General features: G+C 46.1%; 24 protein-coding genes. 22 read left to right on the plus strand and 2 right to left on the minus strand.

All coding sequences use genetic code 11. The features are described from left to right. Positions 1-93 precede the first annotated feature (93 nt). Positions 94-750 carry a GntR family transcriptional regulator gene (locus ACGHCT_RS12110; RefSeq protein ID WP_072850848.1) on the minus strand — a complete coding sequence of 219 codons (657 nt, stop codon included), beginning with the start codon at positions 748-750 and terminating at the stop codon, positions 94-96. Positions 751-1,033: 283 nt separating this feature from the next. Here ACGHCT_RS12110 and ACGHCT_RS12115 point away from each other — a divergent pair, with 283 nt between their 5' ends. The 9 genes from ACGHCT_RS12115 to rpsA all read left to right on the plus strand — a co-directional run bounded on the left by ACGHCT_RS12115 (position 1,034) and on the right by rpsA (position 11,024). Further along, positions 1,034-2,053, plus strand: coding sequence for a zinc-binding alcohol dehydrogenase family protein (locus ACGHCT_RS12115; protein ID WP_390436092.1), 1,020 nt, complete (start codon positions 1,034-1,036; stop codon positions 2,051-2,053). Positions 2,054-2,084: 31 nt separating this feature from the next. Then, complete coding sequence (locus ACGHCT_RS12120; protein ID WP_072850862.1) at positions 2,085-3,449, plus strand: GntP family permease; 1,365 nt, start codon at positions 2,085-2,087, stop codon at positions 3,447-3,449. Between the two features lie 18 nt (positions 3,450-3,467). Next, entirely contained in the window at positions 3,468-4,751 is a 1,284-nt protein-coding gene (locus ACGHCT_RS12125; protein WP_072850864.1) for a lactate racemase domain-containing protein, read from the plus strand. A 110-nt stretch (positions 4,752-4,861) separates the two neighbouring features. Beyond that, positions 4,862-6,061 carry a metallophosphoesterase gene (locus tag ACGHCT_RS12130; protein WP_390436094.1) on the plus strand — a complete coding sequence of 400 codons (1,200 nt, stop codon included), beginning with the start codon at positions 4,862-4,864 and terminating at the stop codon, positions 6,059-6,061. Between the two features lie 200 nt (positions 6,062-6,261). Next, entirely contained in the window at positions 6,262-7,188 is a 927-nt protein-coding gene (locus ACGHCT_RS12135; protein ID WP_072850867.1) for a MurR/RpiR family transcriptional regulator, read from the plus strand. Beyond that, positions 7,181-8,431 (plus strand): NAD(P)/FAD-dependent oxidoreductase, encoded by a 1,251-nt coding sequence (locus ACGHCT_RS12140; protein ID WP_390436098.1) that lies wholly within the window; start codon positions 7,181-7,183, stop codon positions 8,429-8,431. The genes ACGHCT_RS12135 and ACGHCT_RS12140 overlap by 8 nt, the downstream gene beginning before the upstream one ends. Then, positions 8,421-9,110, plus strand: a complete 690-nt coding sequence (gene cmk, locus ACGHCT_RS12145; protein WP_072850872.1) for a (d)CMP kinase — start codon at positions 8,421-8,423, stop codon at positions 9,108-9,110. The genes ACGHCT_RS12140 and cmk overlap by 11 nt, the downstream gene beginning before the upstream one ends. Continuing rightward, positions 9,101-9,949 (plus strand): 4-hydroxy-3-methylbut-2-enyl diphosphate reductase, encoded by an 849-nt coding sequence (gene ispH, locus ACGHCT_RS12150; RefSeq protein ID WP_072850874.1) that lies wholly within the window; start codon positions 9,101-9,103, stop codon positions 9,947-9,949. Before cmk ends, ispH begins: the two co-directional genes overlap by 10 nt. Beyond that, on the plus strand, positions 9,930-11,024 hold the full coding sequence (gene rpsA, locus ACGHCT_RS12155; protein WP_072850876.1) for a 30S ribosomal protein S1: 1,095 nt from the start codon (positions 9,930-9,932) through the stop codon (positions 11,022-11,024). Before ispH ends, rpsA begins: the two co-directional genes overlap by 20 nt. A gap of 265 nt (positions 11,025-11,289) precedes the next feature. Here rpsA and ACGHCT_RS12160 read toward each other — a convergent pair whose 3' ends face one another. Then, on the minus strand, positions 11,290-12,315 hold the full coding sequence (locus ACGHCT_RS12160; protein WP_072850878.1) for a ribonuclease H-like domain-containing protein: 1,026 nt from the start codon (positions 12,313-12,315) through the stop codon (positions 11,290-11,292). 258 nt (positions 12,316-12,573) lie between these two features. Between ACGHCT_RS12160 and rsxC the strand changes: the two genes are divergently transcribed. From rsxC to ACGHCT_RS12225, 13 genes are all read left to right on the plus strand, one after another. Then, the gene (gene rsxC / locus ACGHCT_RS12165; RefSeq protein ID WP_072850880.1) at positions 12,574-13,896 is read left to right on the plus strand and encodes an electron transport complex subunit RsxC; all 1,323 of its coding nucleotides are present in this window, start codon (positions 12,574-12,576) and stop codon (positions 13,894-13,896) included. A 14-nt stretch (positions 13,897-13,910) separates the two neighbouring features. Beyond that, entirely contained in the window at positions 13,911-14,864 is a 954-nt protein-coding gene (locus ACGHCT_RS12170; RefSeq protein ID WP_072850882.1) for an RnfABCDGE type electron transport complex subunit D, read from the plus strand. Then, positions 14,864-15,469, plus strand: coding sequence for an RnfABCDGE type electron transport complex subunit G (locus ACGHCT_RS12175; RefSeq protein WP_072850884.1), 606 nt, complete (start codon positions 14,864-14,866; stop codon positions 15,467-15,469). Before ACGHCT_RS12170 ends, ACGHCT_RS12175 begins: the two co-directional genes overlap by 1 nt. Positions 15,470-15,471: 2 nt before the next feature. Then, positions 15,472-16,170, plus strand: a complete 699-nt coding sequence (rsxE, locus tag ACGHCT_RS12180; RefSeq protein WP_072850886.1) for an electron transport complex subunit RsxE — start codon at positions 15,472-15,474, stop codon at positions 16,168-16,170. Positions 16,171-16,182: 12 nt separating this feature from the next. Further along, positions 16,183-16,773 carry an electron transport complex protein RnfA gene (locus ACGHCT_RS12185; RefSeq protein WP_072850888.1) on the plus strand — a complete coding sequence of 197 codons (591 nt, stop codon included), beginning with the start codon at positions 16,183-16,185 and terminating at the stop codon, positions 16,771-16,773. A gap of 12 nt (positions 16,774-16,785) precedes the next feature. After that, positions 16,786-17,577: an RnfABCDGE type electron transport complex subunit B gene (locus ACGHCT_RS12190; RefSeq protein WP_072850890.1), complete on the plus strand. Its 792-nt coding sequence runs from the start codon at positions 16,786-16,788 to the stop codon at positions 17,575-17,577. After that, positions 17,574-18,569, plus strand: coding sequence for an FAD:protein FMN transferase (locus ACGHCT_RS12195; RefSeq protein ID WP_390436101.1), 996 nt, complete (start codon positions 17,574-17,576; stop codon positions 18,567-18,569). The genes ACGHCT_RS12190 and ACGHCT_RS12195 overlap by 4 nt, the downstream gene beginning before the upstream one ends. A gap of 93 nt (positions 18,570-18,662) precedes the next feature. After that, positions 18,663-19,022 carry a NusG domain II-containing protein gene (locus ACGHCT_RS12200; RefSeq protein WP_390436103.1) on the plus strand — a complete coding sequence of 120 codons (360 nt, stop codon included), beginning with the start codon at positions 18,663-18,665 and terminating at the stop codon, positions 19,020-19,022. A 16-nt stretch (positions 19,023-19,038) separates the two neighbouring features. Further along, on the plus strand, positions 19,039-19,527 hold the full coding sequence (locus ACGHCT_RS12205) for a Gx transporter family protein (protein ID WP_242946744.1): 489 nt from the start codon (positions 19,039-19,041) through the stop codon (positions 19,525-19,527). A gap of 42 nt (positions 19,528-19,569) precedes the next feature. Beyond that, positions 19,570-20,184 carry a Holliday junction branch migration protein RuvA gene (gene ruvA, locus ACGHCT_RS12210; RefSeq protein WP_390436105.1) on the plus strand — a complete coding sequence of 205 codons (615 nt, stop codon included), beginning with the start codon at positions 19,570-19,572 and terminating at the stop codon, positions 20,182-20,184. A gap of 18 nt (positions 20,185-20,202) precedes the next feature. After that, positions 20,203-21,198: a Holliday junction branch migration DNA helicase RuvB gene (ruvB, locus tag ACGHCT_RS12215; protein ID WP_072850900.1), complete on the plus strand. Its 996-nt coding sequence runs from the start codon at positions 20,203-20,205 to the stop codon at positions 21,196-21,198. 70 nt (positions 21,199-21,268) lie between these two features. Further along, positions 21,269-21,676 (plus strand): cell division protein ZapA, encoded by a 408-nt coding sequence (locus ACGHCT_RS12220; protein ID WP_072850902.1) that lies wholly within the window; start codon positions 21,269-21,271, stop codon positions 21,674-21,676. A 59-nt stretch (positions 21,677-21,735) separates the two neighbouring features. Then, on the plus strand, positions 21,736-23,937 hold the full coding sequence (locus ACGHCT_RS12225; RefSeq protein WP_390436107.1) for a DUF3656 domain-containing protein: 2,202 nt from the start codon (positions 21,736-21,738) through the stop codon (positions 23,935-23,937). Positions 23,938-23,942: the final 5 nt, after the last annotated feature.

Below are 23,942 nucleotides of genomic sequence, written 5' to 3' on the forward strand. Positions count from 1 at the left end.
GTATCCTATGTTGTATACAACAAAAATAAAAAAACATCTGATTTGTAAAAATATGATAAAATCGGATGTTCTTTTTGTGCAGATTGATGTGATTTAGAGATAGCTGTTGCCTTCCAAAAAAGCTTGGAAAGCAGATGCGCGGGAATTTGTAAGATGAACAGTCATGGCCTGGGCAGCATTTTCATAATTTTTATTGCGGAGTCCCTCCAAAATCTGAAAGTGTTCTTCCACGGTATCCAAAAGTCTCTTGTCATTTGCCCGCCCGCTGATAATTCGTAGCCTGCAGTTTTGGTTGTGTATATTATAGTAGGTCTGTACCAGATATCGGTTTATGCACTGGGACATAATTGTTTCGTGAAACTCATTGTCCAAATCATAGATATCTTTTCTTTTTGAGACAATTCCTTTTTGCGTTTCCTCCAGAGTGGCGTAAAGACGATCTAATTTATCTGCCGGGAAATCTTTACAATAATTTAACAGGACATAGGGCTCAATGAGCAGACGGCCCTCAAATACCATATTGATTTCATTTGCTGACAATGGGGCAACGAAAAATCCCTTTTTTGGAACAATTGTAATCAGGTATTCCTGCTCCAAACGGCTTAGAGCATCCCGGATAGGGGTGCGGCTTACGCCGAATTCTTCACACAGGAGATCCTCGTTTAAAAATGAATTTGGCATGTATTCGCAGTTTAATATTTTCTCTTTTATAGAGTTATAGGCAAGTTGTTTCAGACTTTGTTTTGGCATAAATATCGGCAGTTCCTTTCTGTTGTATGGCGTAAAATATTGATAAAATAATCATATCATTCCAGAAAATAATAGTCAATCAGCAGTTCAAACTACTAAATTAGGTAAAATCATACAAATCAGAGCGCTTATATTCGTTAGATATATACATAATAGCAGGAATGAGAAAAAAACTGTCGGAGAGCGGTTGACAAATATGACAGGCCTGTGATATGTTGTATACAACAACAAATACAACGTTAGATTCAACACACGGCGTTGTATGGAGAAAGGAATTAGAAGGATGAAAGCTATTGTAATTAATGAACCCTATGATGTGGCAGTTGTGGAGAGACCTGTGCCGGAAATAAAGCCAGGGGAGGCGCTGCTGAAACTTTTATACGGCGGAATCTGCGGAAGCGATCTGGGTTCCTACAGAGGAACCTTTGCGTACGTATCTTATCCAAGAACTCCGGGCCATGAATTTTCTGCGGAGATTGTAGAGATTGGACCGAACGACAAGGGACTAAAACCTGGCATGGTAGTTACCTGCAATCCCTATTTTAACTGCGAAACCTGTTATTCCTGCCAACGGGGGCTTGTAAATTGCTGTACTACTAATCAGACTATGGGTGTGCAGAGGGAAGGGGCGTTTGCCCAGTACATAACGATGCCTGTGGAGCGAATTTATGACGGCAAAGGGCTGCCTGCCAAAACTTTAGCGTTGATCGAACCCTTCTGTATCAGTTATCATGGAGTTTCAAGGGCTCATGTGCAGAGTCACGACAAGGTACTGGTTATCGGTGCAGGAACCATCGGCGTTCTGGCTGCTGTGGCTGCCAAGATAAAGGGAGCAGAGGTTTATATTGCCGATGTGGCTGAGGAAAAGCTGAGATACGCCATGGAGGAGTTTCATTTAGACGGCACGATTCTCAATGACGGCCCCGACAGTTTTAAGAATAAAATCCGAGAGGTGACAGAAGGCAATGGCTTTGATGTGGCAATAGAGGCAGTAGGGCTTCCGTCAACCTTCCAGGCGTGCATTGATGCAGCGGCTTTTGGGGGTAAAGTAGTTCTCATCGGGGTTGGCAAACAGAATCTTGATTTTGATTTTACTGTAATTCAGAAGAAAGAACTGAATATTTTTGGTTCCAGAAATGCACTGAAAAAGGATTTTGAAGAGCTGATCGATATTGTAAAAAGCGGTAAGGTAAATTTGGAAAAGATAGTGACGGATACCTACAGATTCGAAGATGCCGGGAGAGCATTTGAAGAATTTGATAAACATGCAGGCAGCAAATTGAAGGTTTTAGTTGAATTTTAAATAAAAAGAAGATATATTGGAGGAGAAATTTATGTCACATTCAGCTTGGTTATTTTGTTCCCTGATTATCTCAATGGTGGTAATCCTGGTGTTAATCCTGAAGGTAAAACTCAATGCCGCTATTTCACTGGTGCTGGGGAGTATTCTTATGGGACTGTTATCCGGTATCCCTATGGTAGATACCATTGAGGGAATTAATACAGGATTTGGCAACATGTTAAAAGGTATGGGTCTTCCTATTGGATTTGGTATTATCCTTGGAGAACTAGTAAGTGCGTCCGGGGGAGCCAAAATCATTGCCCACAAGATTGTAAAGGCATTTCCGAAAACAAAGGCTATTTATGCCATTGGACTTGCAGCCTTTATTCTGGCAATTCCTGTTTATTTTGATGTAACCTTCGTGATTCTAATTCCCATCGGCGTTGCCCTGATGAAGGAAATTAACAAGTCAATTGCCCACATTGTAGGTGCCATCACCATCGGAGCTGCAGCCGCCCACACCATGGTGCCACCTACACCTGCCCCTCTGGCCGCAGGTGAGATCTTTGGCTTTGACACAGGAATTATGATTGGTTTTGGTACCGTATTTGGTTTGATCGGTGTGTTTTTAGTGATATTTATCTATACAAAGTTTTTGGACAAGAGGACGTCATTCTGGAATCCGGCTCTGGATGAGTCTGCGGAGGGTGTGCAGATAGATGCAAAAGAAGATGCTGCAGTTAATCCCCCCTCCTTTGGCCTGTCTCTGCTTCCTATTTTCGTACCTATCATTTTAATCCTTCTGAATACTGTGACCGGAAGTGCCATGGGGGATGCTCAGCCGTCCATTTTTGTCTTTCTGGGAGACAAGACCACTGCTCTTCTTGCAGGAGCCATAGTGGCATACCTTATTGGGGTAAAATGTATGGGAAAAGAAAAAGCAGAGAAAACGGCAACAGATTCCCTCTCTTCAGCAGGTATTGTCTTCCTGATAACCGGCGCAGGCGGAGCTTTTTCCAACATAATAACAATTACCGGTGTGAGTGACGCAATCTCTGATATTGTAAGCGGTTTTACAAGCAATGTGTTTGTTGTGATTATACTTGCATACTTTGTTGGCCTTCTGATTAAACAGGTAACGGGCTCCGGCACTGTGTCAGCACTGACCAGTATGACAATTATGTCGAGTGTAGCCTCTTCTGTGGCACTGCCGCCGGTCATGATCGCTATGGCTTGTCTGGCAGGTACTCTGTTCGGGGCAACGGTAAATGACAGCGGTTTCTGGATTGTTACGAATATGAGCGGCGTCTCAGTAAAGGGCGGAATTAAGACATATACACTGTCGGAAATGATAGAATCCGTAACATTCTTAATCCTTCTGTTACTTGTAACCTTAGGATATGTAATAATTTTTTAGTAAGGAGAGTTGGACAGTATGCGGGACAGACAGTTAGTGGCAGATTTGGTGAGCGATATAGCTTTGCCGAAAATGTTTAAGGTAAAACAGATTTTTCCGAGGCCAAGGATTGATCCAGAAGAGATTCCAGGCATTATCCGGCAGCTTCTTTCCCAGGAAAAATTCGCAGATAAAGTGCAGCCTGGGATGCGGATTGCTATTACAGCGGGTTCCAGGGGAATTGCCAATGTGGCTCTGACCACAAAATGTATTGCCGATTTTGTGAAATACAGAGGTGCCCTGCCCTTTATCGTGCCAGCCATGGGCAGCCACGGAGGTGCCACCGCTGAGGGACAAAAGGCTGTGCTGGAAAGCTATGGTATCACAGAGGAAGCTATGGGGTGTCCTATTCTTTCGTCTATGGAAGTGAAAAAGATTGGCGTCAATGAAGAGGGAATGGATGTATTTATTGATAAATATGCAGCAGAGGCGGACGGGATTATCCTTGGATGCAGGATCAAACCCCATACCGCGTTTCGGGGTCCTTATGAAAGCGGTATTATGAAGATGATGGCCATCGGACTGGGAAAACAGCATGGAGCGGAGGTCTGCCACGAGGCGGGATTTAAAAATATGGCCAAATATGTTCCTATGTTCGGAAAAGCAATCATTAAAAACGCACCGATTCTGTTTGCAGTCCCCACCATTGAAAATGCCTTTGACGAGACTTGTAAAATTGTGGCAGTCAGTGCGGAGGAGATAGCGGAAAAAGAGCCGCCGCTGCTGCAGGAGGCATTTGCCAATATGCCAAGAATACTGGTGGATGAATGTGATGTTTTGGTAGTGGATCAGATCGGCAAGAATTTTAGCGGAGACGGTATGGACCCCAATATTACAGGAACCTTCTGCACTCCCTATGCGACGGGCGGAATCAAAGCTCAGAGAGTATGTGTGCTGGATCTGAGTCCTGAGACCCACGGGAACGGCATCGGACTGGGATATTCCAGCGCGACGACCAAGAGAGTTTTTGAGAAGCTGGATCTGGCTTCTATGTATCCCAATGCAATTACCTGCACAGTGCTGGGGGGTGTGAGAATCCCTATTATTATGGAGAGCGACAGGGAAGCTATTCAGGTGTGCGTGCGTACCTGCAATGAGATTGATAAAAAACATGCCAGAATCGTCAGGATCCCTAACAGCTTACATATTGAACATATTATGCTCTCAGAGGCTTATTATGAGGAGGCTAAGAAAAATCCGGATCTGGTAATCGAGAGTGAACCGGAGTATCTTCCCTTCGGCCCGGATGGAAATCTATGGTAAATAATAACTATATATAATATAGAAGGTATCTGTAAAGAACACAGTTCATACAGATGCCTTTTTTTCTGTTTTTATGTTACAATCATAAAAAAGAAAGGGGAGTGATGGTTTTGCTGGCATTTTTACTTGCCCCGCCGTATCTTCTTATAAATTGGTATGTATTGCGTCTCGCCATGAGATGGATGGGCGCATGCCATAAGTATTTCCGGTCGAAATGGTTTTCCAGGGGCTTTGTGGGCGTATATCTGTTTATGGCCCTGACGCCTCTCACTTCCTTTGTAGTCTATAAGGGGGCTCTTCACAGATTTTTAAAGCTGTTGAATAATTATTGGCTGGGGATTTTTCTCTATACCCTGCTGGTGCTTCTTGTGGCTGGTCTTGCGCGTATTTTGATGAAAAAGATAAAAAGGATCCCTCAAGATTTCCTGGAGTACAGAAAAACTTTTGCAGCGGCAGGCGGGATCTGTGTTTTTCTTATCACATTGCTGAGTCTATACGGTATATTTCACGCAAAGCATGTATACACAGCCAAATATGAAGTGGATATACAAAAAGAATGCCGGGGACGGGAGACTCTCCGTGTTATAGCGGCCGGGGATCTGCATCTTGGGTACAGCGTAGGAGAAGATCAGATGAGAAGGATGGTGGAGGCAATCAATGCCTGCGATGCAGACCTTGTCTGTCTGACAGGGGATATATTCGATAATGACTACAATGCCATTTCGCATCCGGAGAGGATCGCGTCTGTTTTAAGACAGATCAAAAGCACTTATGGAGTATATGCATGCTGGGGAAATCACGATCTAAATGAAAAGCTGCTGGCAGGATTTTCTTTTCCATCCGGAGAAGTTAGAAAGAGAGATCCCAGAATGAAAGAATTCCTGGAGTCAGCGGATATTACCCTGCTCTCTGATGAGGTGCTGCTGGTGGACGATGCCTTCTATCTGGCGGGCAGAAAAGATCCTTCCATGGTGAAAAAGATGAGGGAGAGCAGAGAATCTCCGGGGGAACTGCTGGGAAATCTGAATAAGGATATCCCAGTTATAGTGATGGATCATCAGCCTTCTCAGCTGGAGGAACTGGCAGAAGCAGGGACAGATCTGGATTTGTCCGGGCATACTCATGACGGGCAGATGTTTCCCGGAAATCTTACGGTAAAGCTGGGATGGAAGAATCCCTGCGGCCTGCTGCAGTGGGGGGATATGACATCTATTGTTTCCTCAGGCGTGGGGGTATGGGGGCCGGCTATGCGTGTGGGAACAAATAGCGAAATAGCCGAAATTCTTGTGCATTTTACAGAAAATCCTTAGAACCCAGGGCAATACAGGGGATTTTAAACAAAATCCAAAGTGGCAGATTTAAATTCAGCCGCTTTTGTGATATAATGAGCGTTAGCGAGCCATAGGGAGCTTGGCTCACTTTTGGAGAGCGGCGAATGGCGATCATGCCGAAGGCATGATATAATGCCGGCAGTGACTCCTGAGGGAGCGAAAAAGGATCGAGGTATGAAATGGGAAAGACAGAGAATTTATTAAGCAGAATGAACAGCCTGTTCCCGTCTTTCAGCAAGGGACAGAAAAAACTGGCAACTTATATCAATGACAACTATGATAAGGCGGTGTTTCTTACAGCAGCAAAGCTGGGGGAAGTCGTGGGAGTAAGTGAGTCCACCGTTGTGCGTTTCGCAATCTATCTGGGTTACAAGGGGTATCCCGAGTTTCAGAAAGCACTGGAGGAGCTTGTGAGAAACAAATTGAACTCTATCCAGAGAATGGAAGTCACTTACGGAAAGGTCCCTCAGTCAGAGATATTGGAAACGGTGCTGCAGTCAGATATTGATAAGATTAAGCTGACCCTGGAGCATATGGACCAGGAAGCCTTTGAGATAGCGGTAGATACCATTTTGAAAGCGAAAAGGATTTATATAGTAGGAATCAGAAGCTGTGCACCGCTGGCAAGCTTTCTAAGCTTTTATCTAAACCTGATTTTCGACAATGTGCATCTTCTACAGACAAACAGTGCCAGTGAACTGTTTGAACAGATGATCCGAATCGATGAAAAGGATGTTATCATTGGAATCAGTTTTCCAAGATATTCTATGCGGACACTGAAGGCAATGGAGTTCGCCAACAAGCGCAGTGCCAAAGTGATTACGCTCACAGACAGTATCCACTCACCTATGAACCTGTATTCCTCCTGTAATCTTATAGCGAGAAGTGATATGGCATCCATTGTGGACTCTCTGGTGGCGCCTCTGAGTGTAGTGAATGCTCTTGTTGTGGCACTTTGTATGAAAAAGCAGAAAGAAGTAGTGTCCACGCTGGAATCTCTGGAGGAAATCTGGGATGAATTTCAGGTATATAATAATGATGAAATTAATCTGGCAGATAACAATATTGAAATAAAGAATCCTAATATGGGAGAGAATAATGTCTAAAGTATTAATTGTAGGCGGCGGGGCAGCAGGTATGTTTGCTTCTGTATTTGCCGCTAAAAATGGCCACGAGGTACATGTGTTTGAAAAAAATGAGAAGCTGGGCAAAAAGCTTTATATCACAGGAAAGGGCAGGTGCAATCTGACAAATGCCTGTGATGTCAGTGACCTTTTGAACGCAGTGATGAGCAACCCCAAGTTTCTGTACAGCGCATTCTTTGGGTATACCAATTGGGATACCATTGACTTTTTTGAATCTATCGGGGTGAAAACCAAGGTGGAGCGGGGAAACCGCGTCTTTCCGGTTTCCGATCATTCGTCAGAAATTATCGGTGCCATGGAGCGCAGAATGAAGATGGAGGGGGTTAAGATACATCTGGGAACGCAGGTGATGGATCTTGTGACAGAAGAGGGACAGGCCAGAGGGATTCTGCTTAAAAACGGGCAGGTAATCTCTGGTGACTGTGTGATAGTCGCTACGGGAGGGCTTTCCTATCAGGCTACAGGCTCTACGGGAGACGGATATGAATTTGCGAAACGGGCTGGGCATAAGGTAACGGAGCTGGTTCCCTCGCTGGTCCCTATGGAGACGAAAGAAGCCTATATCCCTCTTCTTCAGGGGCTTTCCCTGAAAAATGTCACTCTTACCATTAAAGATGGGAAGAAGACCTTGTACGAGGAATTCGGAGAGATGATGTTTACACACTTCGGTGTCACAGGTCCCCTGGTGCTTACCGCCAGTGCCAGTCTGAGCAGAAAGCTGGAAAAAAAGCCGCTCCAGGGATATGTGGATCTGAAGCCGGCTCTGTCCAGAGAACAGCTGGATGACAGGATTCTGAGAGATTTTGAAGAGGGGAAGAACAAACAGTTTAAAAATGTAATTCACGGTCTTTTACCGGCGAAGTTTCTTCCTGTGATCATTGAGCTGAGTAAAATCCCCCCGGAAAAAAAGATACATGAAATCTCCAGGGAAGAGAGGGCGGGGCTACTGGAATTGCTGAAAGCCTTTCCGTTTACTATAACCGGGACCAGAGATTTTAATGAAGCTATTATTACAAAGGGCGGGATTAAGGTTTCGGAGGTAAATCCATCGACTATGGAGTCAAAACTAATAAAGCGGCTCTTTTTTATAGGAGAAGTGCTGGATCTGGATGCAGTTACAGGTGGATTTAATCTGCAGATCGCCTGGTCTACCGCTTACGCGGCGGCTCAGGCAATAGAAGGAGGAGAGCAGGATGAGAGATAACATCGCAATTGATGGTCCGGCGGGGGCCGGGAAAAGTACCATTGCAAAGGAAATTGCCCGACAATTGTCCTTCGTTTATGTGGACACAGGAGCTATGTACCGGGCAATGGCTTACTATCTCCTGCAGCAGGGCATTCCTCCGGAGGATGCCCAGGGGATGGAAAAGGCCTGCCGTACGGCGGATATTACCATACAGTATGAAAACGGCGAACAGCAGGTGATTTTGAATCATGAGAATGTGACCGCAAGGCTCAGAAGCGAAGAGGTAGGGAATATGGCCTCTGTAAGCTCGGCCAGTCCGGCTATCCGCAGGAAACTGGTGGAGCTGCAGCGGCAGATGGCCAGAAGTACAAATGTAGTCATGGACGGCAGGGATATCGGAACCCAGGTGCTTCCGGATGCCAATGTCAAAATTTTTCTCACTGCAAGCGCTCACACCAGGGCTGTGCGCAGATATAAGGAATTGACAGAGAGGGGAATTGCCTGCGATATCCATGCAATTGAGGCGGACATTAATGAGAGGGATCACCGGGATATGACCCGTGAAATATCTCCCCTGAGACAGGCTGAGGATGCTGTTTTGGTGGATACCTCAGATATGGATATTCCTGAAGTTATACACGCAATTCTTGAAATATATGAAGAAAAAAAACAGAGAAATGAGGAAGTATGGAAGTAAAAGTAGCGAAGTCCGCAGGGTTTTGTTTTGGAGTCAAAAGGGCGGTGGAAACCGCGTATAAAGAGTCTGAAAAGGATGGCAAAGTCTATACCTACGGTCCTATTATTCACAATGAAGAGGTAGTGGAGGAGCTTGCAGGCAGAGGGGTAAGGATCCTGGAAACAGAGGCAGATCTGTATCAAATCCGGGAGGGCACTGTACTGATCCGCTCTCATGGTGTCCCCCGTGCTGTGTGTGAGAAAATGGAGGAAAAAGGGATTTCCTATATTGACGCCACCTGTCCCTTTGTTAAAAAGATACACAGAATCGTGGATGAGGAAAGCCGAAAGGGCCGGCATATATTAATTTTTGGCAATGACAGCCATCCGGAGGTGGAAGGGATCAAGGGCTGGTGCAACGGCCCGGTGACAGTGATCCAGACGAAAGAAGAGGCCCTGGAATTCCTGAAAAAGCCTGTAGAAAAGCTGTGTATCGTGGCACAGACGACATTTAATTACAATAATTTTCAAGATCTAGTTGAAATTTTTAGCAAAAAGAGGTATGATAGACTTGTTTTTAATACGATCTGCCAGGCAACAAAGGAGCGACAAACGGAAGCAAGACAGATCGCAAAAGATGTGGATGCTATGATTGTTATTGGTGGAAAGCATAGTTCCAACACCCAGAAGCTATACCAGATATGTAAAGAGGAATGTAAAAATACTTACTATATACAGACACTTGTTGACTTGGATTCTGATTGTTTTCGATCCATTGGTTGCGTAGGTATTACAGCAGGGGCATCCACCCCAAATAATATTATTGAGGAGGTTCAAGAACATGTCAGAACTGAGCTTTGAACAAATGTTAGACGAATCATTTAAGACCATCAGAAATGGAGAGGTGGTAGAGGGTACGGTCATCGACGTAAAAGAAGATGAAATTATCCTGAACATCGGCTATAAAGCAGATGGAATCATTTCCAGAAGTGAATATACAAATGAGCCGAATGTGGACTTGACAACTCTTGTACATGTCGGTGACACAATGGAAGCTAAGGTATTAAAGGTCAATGACGGTGAGGGCCAGGTGCTGCTTACCTATAAGAGACTGGCAGCAGAAAAAGGCAACAAGAGATTAGAAGAAGCATTCGAGAATAAAGAAATCTTAAAAGCTAAAGTGACACAGGTATTGGACGGCGGCTTAAGCGTTGTCATTGATGAGGCAAGAATCTTTATCCCGGCTAGTCTGGTATCCGATACTTATGAAAAAGATTTATCTAAATATGCAGATCAGGAAATCGAATTTGTAATCAGTGAATTTAACCCAAGACGCCGCCGTATCATCGGTGACAGAAAACAGCTGTTAATGGCAGAAAAAGCTGAGATGCAGAAAGAACTTTTTGCAAGAATTCAGCCGGGTGATGTTGTAGAGGGAACTATCAAAAACGTTACCGATTTCGGTGCATTTATCGATTTGGGCGGTGCGGACGGACTCCTGCACATTTCCGAAATGTCCTGGGGCAGAGTAGAGAATCCTAAAAAAGTCTTTACGGTTGGAGATCAGATTAAGGTTCTAATCAAAGACATCAATGGAGATAAAATCGCTTTAAGCCTGAAATTTGAAGATCAGAATCCATGGCTCACAGCAGCTGACAAATATGCAGTGGGAAATGTAATCGAGGGAAGAATCGCACGTATGACCGACTTCGGTGCTTTCGTAGAATTAGAACCCGGTGTGGACGCACTCCTTCACGTATCCCAGATTTCCAGGGAACACGTGGACAAACCATCTGATGTACTGTCAGTAGGACAGATTATCACAGCAAAGGTGGTAGACTTCAACGGAGACGAGAGAAAGATCAGCCTGAGTATGAAGGTGTTAGAACCAGTTGGTGAAGCACCGGCAGAGGATGCATTTGAAACAGAAGAATAATTGAGAGATGAAAGAGCTGTTGCTGCGAGGCGGCGGCTCTTTTTTGGTTCAATGATATAGAACAATGGGGACGGTGGGATGGCGCGCGTGCCGGGACACTGTCTCTGACAGGGGAGGGGGAGGCATGTTCTCCCTGACACCTCCGTCGTGAAGAGAGTCTAAGACAAAACCGAAATCTCCTCCGGCCGCCCTGTGTCCCTCGTACCGGTGCTCCCTTCTGTCTCCGTCCGTCTGCAACACTCCCACAGCCTATTAAACCCAAACTTCACATCCTCAACACCCCCAACACCCCTCTCACATACCGCAAGAGCTTTTCCGGATCTTCCAGAAATTCTTCTGTACACTCGAATTTCTGGTAACACAGCTCGGGGGTCGCCTTTATCCGGTGTTCTTTATCTACGTAGCCTCCAATGCTTTTATGTATTGCAGTATCTTCCAAAGGCAGATAATAATAATTTTGGTAGTCCTGAAAATATAATTTTAACATCCCGTCTTTCACAGGGGATTTTATGTGTGCCTGCCGGTCTTTACCCGTGAGGTAATAGCCTGCTTTGGAAAAGGAAAAAGGGAAGGGGAGAGGTACATGCAGATCAAGGGTAATCAGCAGTTCCGGTTCTTCTGTCCCTTCGTAAGTCTCTGTGGATATTACGCTGGCTTTCCGGATGATGCAGCTGCCGTTCCAGAGCTGAAAGAAGGAGAACAGGGATCTGAGCGCGATCATTCCCATCAGGTCATCAAAATTGTGGAGTAGTATAAGCTCCAACCCTTCTGATGCGGGATTTTTAAGATATTCCTTATATTTTTGAATGAGTTCTCTTCCGGAAAAGGTATCCTTTCTTGGGTAGGACAGGAGTGACTCCAGGTCCTTCTGGCGCATATTTTCCAGTTTGAAAAGTTTTTTTAAAGGCATAAATTTTTGATAAAGATCCAGCTGTTTCTTGTCAGTAAAGGGATGGAAAAGCTGGTAAAAATTGTACTTTTGCTTCAGATATGGCACGTCAAAACTGGTTCCGTTATAGTGGATGAAATAGGATTTTCTGTCGGCCAGAAGATAAAAATCCACGAGGATTTCTTTCTCCTCATCCTCTGTCTCGGCGAACCATTGTGTCAGGATCCATTGTTCGTTTTTATAGTGAACCGCGCCTATCAGATAGACGATGGAACGCTTCCATCCAAGTCCTGTGGTCTCAATATCAAAGAACAGAATCTGATCGGGGGATTTTTCTTCCAGTGGAAAACCGGTAAGAAAAGTATGAGATAAATTTGTCAGGATCATATTTTTTTTAAACATATAATACAAACTCCTTTCCGATTGCACATATTATAGCATGAAACATGAATAAAAATTGAATAAAAAATATAGTATTTTTTATAGTATTTTTTATAGAAAAGTGGTATTATTGTGAAAGGAGTTTGGCTTTCTCCTTGTTAAATTAAAAACAAATAAAAAGTAATGATGCCCCTAAGGCACTTTCAACAAATTAAGCAAATTAGGAGTATATGCAGTTTAAAAGCCAAGAAGATTCTACTAATTGAAGGAGGGAAAGAAATGGGGCTTTTAACCTTTAAGGGTGGAGTTCATCCTTATGACGGAAAAGAACTGTCAAAAGAAAAGCCAATTCAGGCCGTACTTCCCAAGGGAGAGTTGGTGTATCCGCTTTCACAGCACATCGGGGCTCCGGCAAAGCCTGTCGTGGAAAAAGGAGAACGGGTATTGGTAGGCCAGAAAATTGCGGAAGCAGGCGGATTTGTGTCTGCACCTATTCACGCATCGGTTTCAGGTACAGTGAAAACCATTGAGCCGCGTCTGACTACAAGCGGTGCTATGGTAAATGCCATAGTGATTGAAAACGACGACCAGTATGAGACGGTTGAATACCATCCTGCAGAATCACTGGAAGCTCTCACAAAGGAAGAGATTCTGAAGCGGATTCAGGAGGGCGGAGTCGTAGGCATGGGAGGAGCCGGATTCCCCACACATGTGAAGTTATCTCCCAAAGAGCCGGATAAAATAGAATATGTTCTTGTCAACGGTGCAGAGTGTGAGCCGTATCTTACATCTGACTACCGCAGAATACTGGAAGAGCCGGAAAAAGTAGTGGGCGGTTTGAAATGTATGCTGAAACTGTTTGACAATGCCCAGGGATTTATATGTATTGAGGATAATAAGCCGGACTGCATCAAAAAGATGGAGGAAATGGTAAAAAATGAATCCAGGATTCAGGTAAAACCTCTGCAGACCAAGTATCCTCAGGGCGCGGAGCGCTGTTTGATCAATGCAACCACCGGCAGAGAGATTAATTCCTCTATGCTTCCGGCCGACGCAGGCTGTGTGGTTGACAACATAGATACGGTCGTGGCTATTTATAAATCCGTTATGCTTGGACAGCCGCTTATGCACCGTATTGTTACCGTGACAGGGAATGCAATTGCCAACCCCTGTAACTTTTCTGTTTGTACCGGTACTTCCATGGAGTGCCTGATTGAAGAAGCGGGAGGGTTAAAAGAAACTCCCAAAAAGGTGATTGCCGGCGGCCCTATGATGGGAATGACGCTGTTTCACCTGAATGTTCCTACTGTGAAGACATCCGGAGCAATTCTATGTCTGACCAATGATGATGTCTCTGAACAGCCGGAGACGGCCTGCATAAACTGCGGACGCTGCGTCAGTGCCTGTCCGGAGAGACTTCTGCCGTCCAGACTGGCGACCTTTGCCAACCACAACCAGCTGGATATGTTTGAAGCATATGACGGAGTGGAGTGTGTGGAATGCGGCTGCTGCAGTTACATATGTCCGGCAAAACGTCCTCTGACACAGTCCATCAGGTCTATGAGAAAAATTGCGCTTGCGAACCGTAAGAAACCTAAGTAGGAGGAAAGAAAAGTATGAATGAATTATTACACGTATCATCTTCGCCTCACGTTAGGTCAAAGGTGAACACAAGTAATATTATGCTGATGGTTGTCATAGCATTGATGCCGGCAACGATCTTTGGAATTATTAACTTTGGGCCAAAAGCACTGCTTCTGGTTCTCATATCCGTAGCTACCTGCGTACTTTCCGAGGGCGTCTACGAACATTTCATGCACAAACCAGTAACGGTCAGGGACTACAGTGCAGTGATTACAGGCCTTCTTTTGGCACTGAATCTTCCGGTCGGCGTTCCCTGGTGGATGCCGATCATCGGCGGGGTATTTGCTATCATTATTGTAAAACAGCTGTTTGGGGGACTGGGACAGAATTTTATGAACCCGGCTCTTGCGGGGAGATGTTTCCTGCTCATCTCATTTACCGGTCTGATGACGGATTTCAGTGTGGAAAAAGGTGCCTGGGGACTGGTGGATACTGTATCCGGAGCCACTCCTCTTGCTGCAGTGAAAGCAGGAGAAAGTGTCGATGTAATGAGAATGTTTCTGGGAAACACCCAGGGAACCATTGGCGAGACCTCAGTGATTGCGATTCTCATCGGAGCGATCTTCCTTCTGGCGGTGAAGGTGATTGACCTTCGGATTCCGCTCACTTACATAGTTACTTTTCTGGTGTTCATTATCCTGTTCGGCGGACATGGATTTGATCTGGAATTTATCGGCGCTCATCTGTGCGGCGGCGGATTGATGCTGGGAGCCTGGTTTATGGCTACTGATTACGTGACAACACCTATCACGAAAAAAGGACAGATTGTATATGGTATCATCCTCGGTATTCTGACAGGCCTGTTCCGTATTTTCGGCGGCTCTGCAGAAGGTGTTTCCTATGCAATTATATTCAGCAACCTTCTGATTCCTATCATTGAGAGATTTACTCGTCCTACAGCTTTTGGAAAGGGAGGTAAGAAATAATGAAAAATATTGTAAAAGATACATTAGCTCTTACTCTGATTACATTAGTGGCAGGGCTTTTGCTTGGATTAGTGCACGAGATTACCGCTGAGCCCATTGCCCAGCAGGAAGAAACCGCAAAAATTGAGGCTTATAAGGCTGTATTTGAAGAAGCAGATACCTTTGAACCTGTGATATCGGAAGAGGATGCGGATCTTCAGGCTTTTCTGGCGGAAAAAGGATATGCGGCCCAGACCATTAATGAAGTGATGGAGGCAGTAGATGCCGGCGGAAACAGTCTGGGATATGCTTTTAATATTACAACCTCAGAGGGATACGGCGGTGATATTACCTTTTCTCTGGGTGTGAAAGCGGATGGAACCACCAATGGCATTTCCATTTTGACCATCAGTGAGACAGCCGGTCTTGGTATGAATGCCACGAAGGATGAATTCAAAAATCAGTTTAAGGATAAACAGGTGGATTCCTTTGAAGTGACAAAAACAGGGGCTTCGGCTGACAATGAGATTGATGCGCTGAGCGGTGCCACCATAACCAGCAAAGCTGTAACCAGAGGTGTCAATGCCGGTCTTCTGGCTTTCCAATATGAGAAAGGGGGTAACTAAGAATGAAACCAAATTCACCTGGAGAACGTCTCTATAACGGTATTATTAAAGAAAACCCAACCTTTGTATTGGTGTTAGGAATGTGTCCCACCTTGGCGGTTACGACTGCAGCTATGAATGGACTTGGAATGGGACTTACTACGACAGTGATTCTTACCATGTCAAACCTGTTCATCTCCCTTCTTCGGAATGTGATTCCCGACAAGGTGAGAATGCCTGCCTACATTGTGGTGGTGGCATCCTTTGTAACCATGGTACAGTTTTTGCTTCAGGGATTTATACCATCTCTGTATGATGCGCTTGGAATCTATATCCCGCTGATTGTAGTAAACTGTATTATTCTGGGAAGAGCAGAGTCTTACGCTTCCAAAAACGGTGTAGTTGCCTCTATCTTTGACGGTATAGGAATGGGACTGGGCTTTACTGTCTCTATCACTATCCTGGGGGCGTTCCGTGAACTTATAGGGGCCGGCCAGATTTTCGGTCTGCAGATTATGCCTGACAGCTATGTGCCGGTAACTATATTTATCCTGGCTCCCGGAGCCTTCTTTGTGCTTGCTATGCTGGCAGCTGTCCGCAATAAAGTGATGGACGGCAAACCAAAGAAAGAGTACAGTATGCACAGCTGTATCGAGGGCTGTGAGGCCTGCGGCAATAAATCCTGCGGCGGAAGAATTTCTTCTGCCAAAGAGAAAGAATAGGGGGTAGGTACCGTGGAAGCATTAAAAGAGTTATTGATCATCGGAATTGGTGCGGCAGTAGTAAATAACGTTGTATTGAGTCAGTTCCTGGGCCTGTGTCCGTTCTTCGGTGTATCGAAAAAGATAGACACAGCTGCAGGTATGGGAGGAGCGGTAGTTTTTGTTATTACCCTGGCCTCCTTTGTTACCAGTATTATTTATAAATATATTCTGGCCAATGAAGCCATTCACATGGAATATATGCAGACAATTGTATTTATTCTGGTAATCGCGGCACTGGTACAGTTCGTCGAAATGTTCCTGAAAAAATCAGTTCCGTCCCTGTATAACAGTCTGGGAGTCTATCTTCCTCTGATTACTACAAACTGTGCGGTTCTCGGTGTTGCTATCATCAATGTACAGAAAGAGTATAATGTGCTGGAGGGAACCATAAATGGGTTTGCCACTGCTGTGGGATTCACCATTGCCATTGTGTTAATGGCGGGACTGCGCGAGAAGATGGAGTACAATGATATTCCAAAAGCTTTCCAGGGATTTCCGAGTGTGCTTTTGACTGCCGGACTTATGGCTATCGCATTCTTCGGATTCTCCGGAATTATATAAGGAGGAGAGACGATGATACAAGGTATTATTATTGCGGCAGTATTAGTAGGCGGAACCGGCCTTTTTATCGGAATCTTCCTGGGAATTGCAGGCAAGAAGTTTGCCGTGGAGATTGACGAGAAGGAAATCGCCGTCAGAGAAGAACTGCCTGGAAATAACTGCGGCGGCTGCGGATTCCCTGGCTGTGACGGTTTGGCAAAGGCAATTGCTTCCGGGGAAGCGCCTGTGAATGCCTGCCCGGTAGGCGGGGCGCCTGTTGCTGCCAAGATTGGCGCTATCTTAGGCCAGGATGCAGGGGAAGCCGTTCACAGAGTAGCTTTTGTGAAATGCGCCGGCGACTGTGAGAAAACAACAAAAAGTTATCAGTATACAGGAGTGGAAGACTGTACGATGATGCAGTTCATCCCGGGAGGCGGAGAAAAAGCCTGCAAATATGGATGTCTGGGCTACGGAAGTTGTGTAAAGGCGTGTCCTTTTGATGCGATTCATATCGTAAACGGAATTGCTGTGGTAGATAAGGAAGCGTGCAAGGCCTGCGGGAAATGTGTGGATGCCTGTCCGAAGCACCTCATTGAGCTGGTTCCCTATGAGCAGAAATACTTAGTGGCCTGCAGCTCCAAGGACAAAGGCAAAGCAGTTATGAATGCTTGTAAGGTAGGCTGTATTGCCTGCAAAAAGTGTGAAAAGGATTGTCCGGCAGGGGCAATTACGGTTACGGACAATATAGCACATATTGACTATGAAAAATGTACCAATTGCGGTAAGTGCAAAGATTCTTGCCCGAGATTAGGAATTATACAATGAAAAAAATAAGTTGTCTGGTTATGGCTGCAGTCGTTCTCGTCTGCAGCCTGACTGGTTGCAGAGAACAAGATACCCTGGTGAGCAAGCAGGGTTTTTATTTTGATACAGTAATTAAAATCAGTATAGCGGGAAAAGCCAAAAAAGAGTCGGAGAAGACTCTGGACCAATGCCTGGCGCTTTGCCAGAAGTATGAGAATATTTTCAGCCGGACCAGAGAGGACAGCGAGGTGTATCAGATTAATCACAGGAGCACCGGCAGCGTAAAAGTGTCAGAGGATGTGCAAAGGCTGATCGCAGCAGCTATGGAATATTATAAACTGACAGATGGAAAGTTTGATATTACCGTTGCCCCCCTGGAGGATCTGTGGAATTTTACGGGAGAAAATCCCCGGGTTCCTTCTCCGGTTGAGATTCAGGAAGCTTTAGGTAAGGTGGGAATGTCCGGTATATCTCTGGAGGGAGACACTCTTACCTTTGAAAATGATGAAACTATGATTGATCTGGGAGCGCTTGCAAAGGGTTATATTGCAGATCGGCTGAAGGAGTTCCTAAGAGAACAGGGAGTGTCAAAAGGGGTGATTAATCTGGGAGGAAATGTTCTGACTCTGGGGGGAAAGAGTGACGGTTCGCCGTGGAAGGTAGGTATCCAGAAACCCTTTGCCGACAGAAACGAGCTTCTTGCGGTTGTGGAGGCAGACGGCCAATCCGTGGTTTCCTCCGGCATTTACGAGCGTTACTTTGAGGAAAATAATAAGCGATACCATCATGTGCTGGATCCTGCCACGGGCTGTCCGGTGGAGAACAGCCTTACCCAGGTAACCATCCTGTCTGACAGCTCTTTACAGGGAGACGGTCTCAGCACCAGCTGTCTGCTTTTGGGATACGAGAAGGGGAGGGAACTGGCAGAAAGCCTGGAGGGCGTGGAGGCTGCCTTTGTTTTGGAGGACGGAACTATTCATACAACAGAAGGGATGAATCTGACAGAACAATAGACGGATATTTTTGCAATCACGTCTTTTTTATGGTATACTCTTTCAAGCATCCTGCATTAGCAATATTTCATACTTTTCGGGAGGTGCCTGAATGTGAAGAAAAAAGATTTGATTCTTATAGGAATTATTCTGCTTGCGGCGGCAGCCTGCTGGGCCGGATTCAGGATGTTTGGAGAACAGAAAGGGAATATGCTGGTGATAACCGTAGACGGAGAGATATACGGGACTTACGATCTATCTGTAGATCAGGAAATTGTAATCGGTTCTACCAACCGGTGTGAGATAAAAGATGGTGTGGTCAGGATGACAGAGGCTGACTGCCCGGATCAGCTCTGCCGAAAGCAGAAGAGTATTGACGCTTCCGGCGGTACGATTGTGTGTCTTCCAAACAAAGTGGTTTTGGAAATCTCCCAGGACGGGAGGGATGCACAGGCAGATACTATAGCCCAGTGAGGAGTGGAAGACAGAGGTGAGACAAAAGACAGCGTGGATGGGTCTTATGGCGGCGATTGCCATTATATTCGGATACATAGAGACGCTCCTTCCGATATTCACCGGAATACCTGGGATTAAGCTGGGACTTGCCAATCTGGTAACTGTGTTTATGCTCTATGTATTTACATGGAAAGAAGCCGCTGTAATTGCTACCATACGTATTCTGGTAATAGGCTTTCTCTTTGGCAGTCTGTTCAGCATTTTGTTCAGTCTGGCCGGGGGATATCTGAGTCTTATGGTGATGGTGTGGATGAAGAAGGTTCCGGGACTCAGTGTTATAGGGGTGAGTATTGCCGGGGGTGTGTTTCATAATATCGGACAGATTCTGGTAGCTGCTCTGGTAGTAGAGAATATAAAATTGTTTTATTATGTGCCAGTTTTACTGGTGGCGGGTCTGGTAACCGGGCTGCTGATCGGAATAGTAGGCCAGATGCTCATAAGGCGTCTGAAGCCTTTGCTCTAACGAACGGCAGACGGCCCTGGCATACTTTAGGCAGGAGGAAATATGATAGCGTTTATTAAAGGTGAAGTGATTGAGGTTCAGGAGAATAAAATTATTCTGGAGAGCAGTCAGATAGGATATAATATCTTTATGCCGGGTTCTACACTGGATGGGATGCTGCATCCCGGGGATGAGGTGAAAATATACACGTATCTGAATGTCCGTGAGGATGCTATGCAGCTGTATGGTTTCCTGACAAAGGATGATTTGAATACCTTTCAGCTTTTGCTGGGAGTCAATGGAATCGGTCCTAAGGGTGCCCTTGGCATTCTGTCGGGAATAACAGCGGATGAGCTGAGATTCGCTGTGCTGTCAGATGATGCGGCCACCATAGCAAAGGCACCGGGAATCGGAAAAAAGACGGCGCAGAAGCTGATTCTGGAGCTGAAGGACAAGCTGAATCTGGAGGATGACTTTGAACAGAAGCTAAGCAGCCGCCAGACGGCCCGGGGGGAGCTTCCCGGGAGCGGCGACGCCTCAAAAGAGGCGGTGCAGGCGTTGGTAGCCCTGGGATATTCCAGCACAGATGCCCTGAGGGCTGTGAAACTGGTAGAAGGTGCCAGGGAGATGAGTGTGGAGGAGATCCTGAAACAGTCTCTGAAGAAAATGCACATATAACAGAAGTAGGATGGTAACATGGAAAAAAGAATTATAACCACAGATGTAACGGAAGAAGATCTGCCTATAGAGGGCAGCCTCCGGCCTCAGACACTGGACGAATATATTGGCCAGGAAAAGACGAAAAAGAATCTGAAGATTTATATAAAAGCAGCCAGACAGCGTGGGGATGCCCTGGATCACGTACTTTTTTACGGTCCTCCGGGTCTTGGAAAGACCACCCTGGCAGGAATCATTGCCAATGAAATGGGAGTTCATATGAAGGTAACCTCCGGACCGGCCATTGAAAAGCCTGGGGAGATGGCGGCAATTCTGAATAACCTCCAGGAGGGGGATGTACTCTTTATTGATGAGATACACAGGCTGAACCGGCAGGTAGAGGAGGTTCTCTATCCCGCCATGGAGGATTATGCCATTGATATCATGATTGGAAAGGGGGCTACTGCCCGATCCATTCGTCTGGATCTTCCTCAATTCACCCTGGTGGGCGCGACCACCAGGGCAGGACTTCTCACAGCACCCCTGAGAGACCGGTTCGGCGTGGTACACCGTCTGGAATTCTACAATGTGAGTGAGCTTAAGACGATTATTATCCGCTCAGCAGAAGTGCTTGGGGTGGAGATAGACGAAAAGGGCGCGGAAGAGATGGCACGCAGGTCCAGAGGAACCCCGCGTCTGGCCAACCGGCTGCTGAAGCGGGTCCGGGATTTTGCACAGGTGAAATATGACGGCAGGATAACAGAAGAGGTGGCAAATTTTGCACTGAATCTGCTGGAGGTGGATCGGTATGGCCTGGACCAGGCGGACCGGACAATTCTTACCACTGTGATAGTCAAATTCCAGGGCGGACCTGTGGGACTGGATACCCTGGCTGCGTCTATCGGTGAAGATGCGGGGACCCTTGAGGATGTTTATGAGCCTTACCTGATTCAGAACGGCTTTTTATCCCGCACACCGAGGGGAAGGATTGCGACAGAGCTGGCCTATCATCATCTGGGGATCGCACAGCCCTGATAAAAAGGGTTGTTTTTCTGCAGAATTCGATTATAATAGACATATGAGAAAATAGGTGGGAGGACCCGAGATGGCAGTAAAAAATACGACGCAGGTGTTAATCGGAGGAAAGATTATTACCCTGAGCGGTTATGAAAGTGAAGAGTATTTACAGAAGGTGGCGTCCTATATTAATAATAAAATTGCAGAGCTCAGTCAGCTGCCGGGATATAACAGGCAGTCTGTGGAGACAAAGCATACACTGTTGAGCCTGAATGTCACAGATGATTATTTTAAAGCGAAAAGGCAGGCGGAAGTGTTTGAAGAGGATCTGCAGGGCAAAGATAAAGAAGTATACGATCTGAGGCATGAGATGGCACTGCTTCAGGTGAGGCTTGAGAATGCTGTGAACGAGCTGAATGAGCTGAAGGATAAGAATCATAAGCTGTCCGGTCAGGTGGAAGAGCTGGAAAAAGAAGTAAATGAATTATTATCATAGAGGAAGGGGGATTGCCGCGGTGATCTCCTTTTCTTGTTTGAAAAATAGAAAGGAACGATATGAAAGCAGAACTTTTATCTCCTGCAGGCTCCTGGGAGGGCATGGAAGCGGCATTTCTGGCAGGAGCGGATGCCGTTTACATTGGCGGGAAGAATTTCGGAGCCAGGGCATATGCCAATAACCTGGAGGATGAACGGATGGCAGAGGCCATAGATTATGCCCATATACATGAGAAAAAACTGTATCTTACGGTGAATACCCTGCTTAAAGACGCTGAACTGGAGAACCGCCTTTTTCAGTATTTGGCTCCTCTCTATGAGCGGGGTCTGGATGCGGTCATTGTGCAGGATCTGGGGGTACTCTCTTTCATCCGAGAGAATTTTCCCCTTCTTCCCATACACGCAAGCACACAGATGGCTGTGACCGGTGCCGGGGGCGCCGCATATCTGAGAAAACTGGGAGTAACCAGAGTAGTGACGGCAAGAGAGCTTTCCCTGAATGAAATCCGCACCATACACGATACTGCAGATGTAGAGATAGAAAGTTTCATCCATGGTGCCCTGTGCTACTCTTACTCGGGCATGTGTCTTTTCAGCAGCATTCTGGGAGGGAGAAGCGGGAACAGAGGGAGGTGCGCCCAGCCCTGCCGCCTTCCCTACGATGTCTATGAAAACGGGAAGCGCCTGAACAGCAAGGAGGACAAGTATCTTTTAAGTCCAAAAGATATGTGTACCATAGAGCTTCTTCCCGAGATTCTCCGCGGGGGAGTATACTCCCTTAAGATAGAAGGAAGAATGAAAAAACCGGAATATGCGGCCGGGGTTACCCGGATCTATCGAAAGTATCTGGACATGGCGCTGACAAGTCCTGAGACGTTTTCCGTGTCCGAGGATGATTACAGAGAACTGGCTGCCCTATACCAGAGGGATGGATTTAGCCGGGGCTATTATCAGGTACACAATGGAAAAGAAATGATGGCGGTGAAAAACCAGAAGCTTGCCGAAAAAAAAGGCTGTCTGAGAGAAGAAAATACCAGGGCTCTTTATGAAAAGCTGGCCCGGGAGTTTGTGGGAAAGAGCAGTCCGGTGGGCATAGAGGGAAGCCTGCATCTGAAGGAGGGAGAACCTTCTCTTTTCACTGTCAAGTGCCGGGAAGCCTCGGTCAGTGTATCCGGGGAATCGGCTCAGCGGGCCGTAAAACAGCCTTTGTCCGAAGAAAGGATTAAGGCACAGCTGAGAAAAACTGGTGCCACCCCCTTTTCATTTAAAAATCCCGGGATTATGATGGAAGGGGAACTCTTCCTTCCTATGCAGAGTCTCAATGAACTGAGACGCAGGGGATTGGAAGAACTGGAAAAGGAACTGCTGAAGACTTACAGGAGAAAGCCGCCTGTTCCCGCAGGCAGAGCAGAGGAAAAGCCCGGCGTGGGATCGTGTAAGCTATCTCTCTATGTCTCTGTGGAAACCAGGGAACAGCTTTCTGAGGCGCTGAAATGGAAAGAGGTATCAGGGATTTATGTTGACTGTTCTATGACAGCGGGAAATAGTTTATTTGCCGGAGCGGAAAAGCTGCTTCGTGAGGTTCAGAATGCGGGAAAGGAATGTTATCTTTCGCTTCCCTATATTGTGAGAGGCGATACCCTGGAAAAAGAAAAAAACACTCTGAAAGAGCTGGCGGATGCAGGACTTGACGGATATTTGGTGCGGAATCTGGAAAGCTGGGCACTGCTAAAAAAACTTGGACTGGAGAGGAAAGCTGTGTTAGACTATGTAGTGTACAGTTTTAATAACCGGGCGGAGTCTTTTTGGGAGCACGAGGGCGTAAAGCGGCAGACCGTGCCGCTGGAACTGAATGAAAGAGAACTGCACAGGCGGTATAACAGCGGCAGTGAGATGATTATCTACGGGAGATATCCGATGATGATCTCTGCACAGTGTCTCTTAAAAACTGCAGGGAAGTGCAGCGGCAGAGACAGTCGGGCTGAGCTTGCAGATCGGTACGGACAGAGGTTTCCTGTGAAATGCTTCTGCAGCTTTTGTTATAACGTCATATATAACAGTATCCCCACCGGACTTCTGAAGGAGAGTCAAAGTGTTAAGAATCTGGGACCGGGAAGCCTCCGGATGGCATTTACTACTGAAAATGCAAAGGAAACCGGAGAGATGATAGCCCTTTTCGCAGGTGTATACCTGTACCATCAAAAGAATCCCCAGAATGTACCGGAGTTTACCAAGGGACATTTTAAAAGAGGGGTAGAGTAGGTGAA

It is taken from the genome of Lactonifactor longoviformis (genome assembly GCF_042848515.1).
In the GTDB taxonomy this organism is placed as follows: Bacteria; Bacillota; Clostridia; order Lachnospirales; family Lachnospiraceae; genus Lactonifactor; species Lactonifactor longoviformis.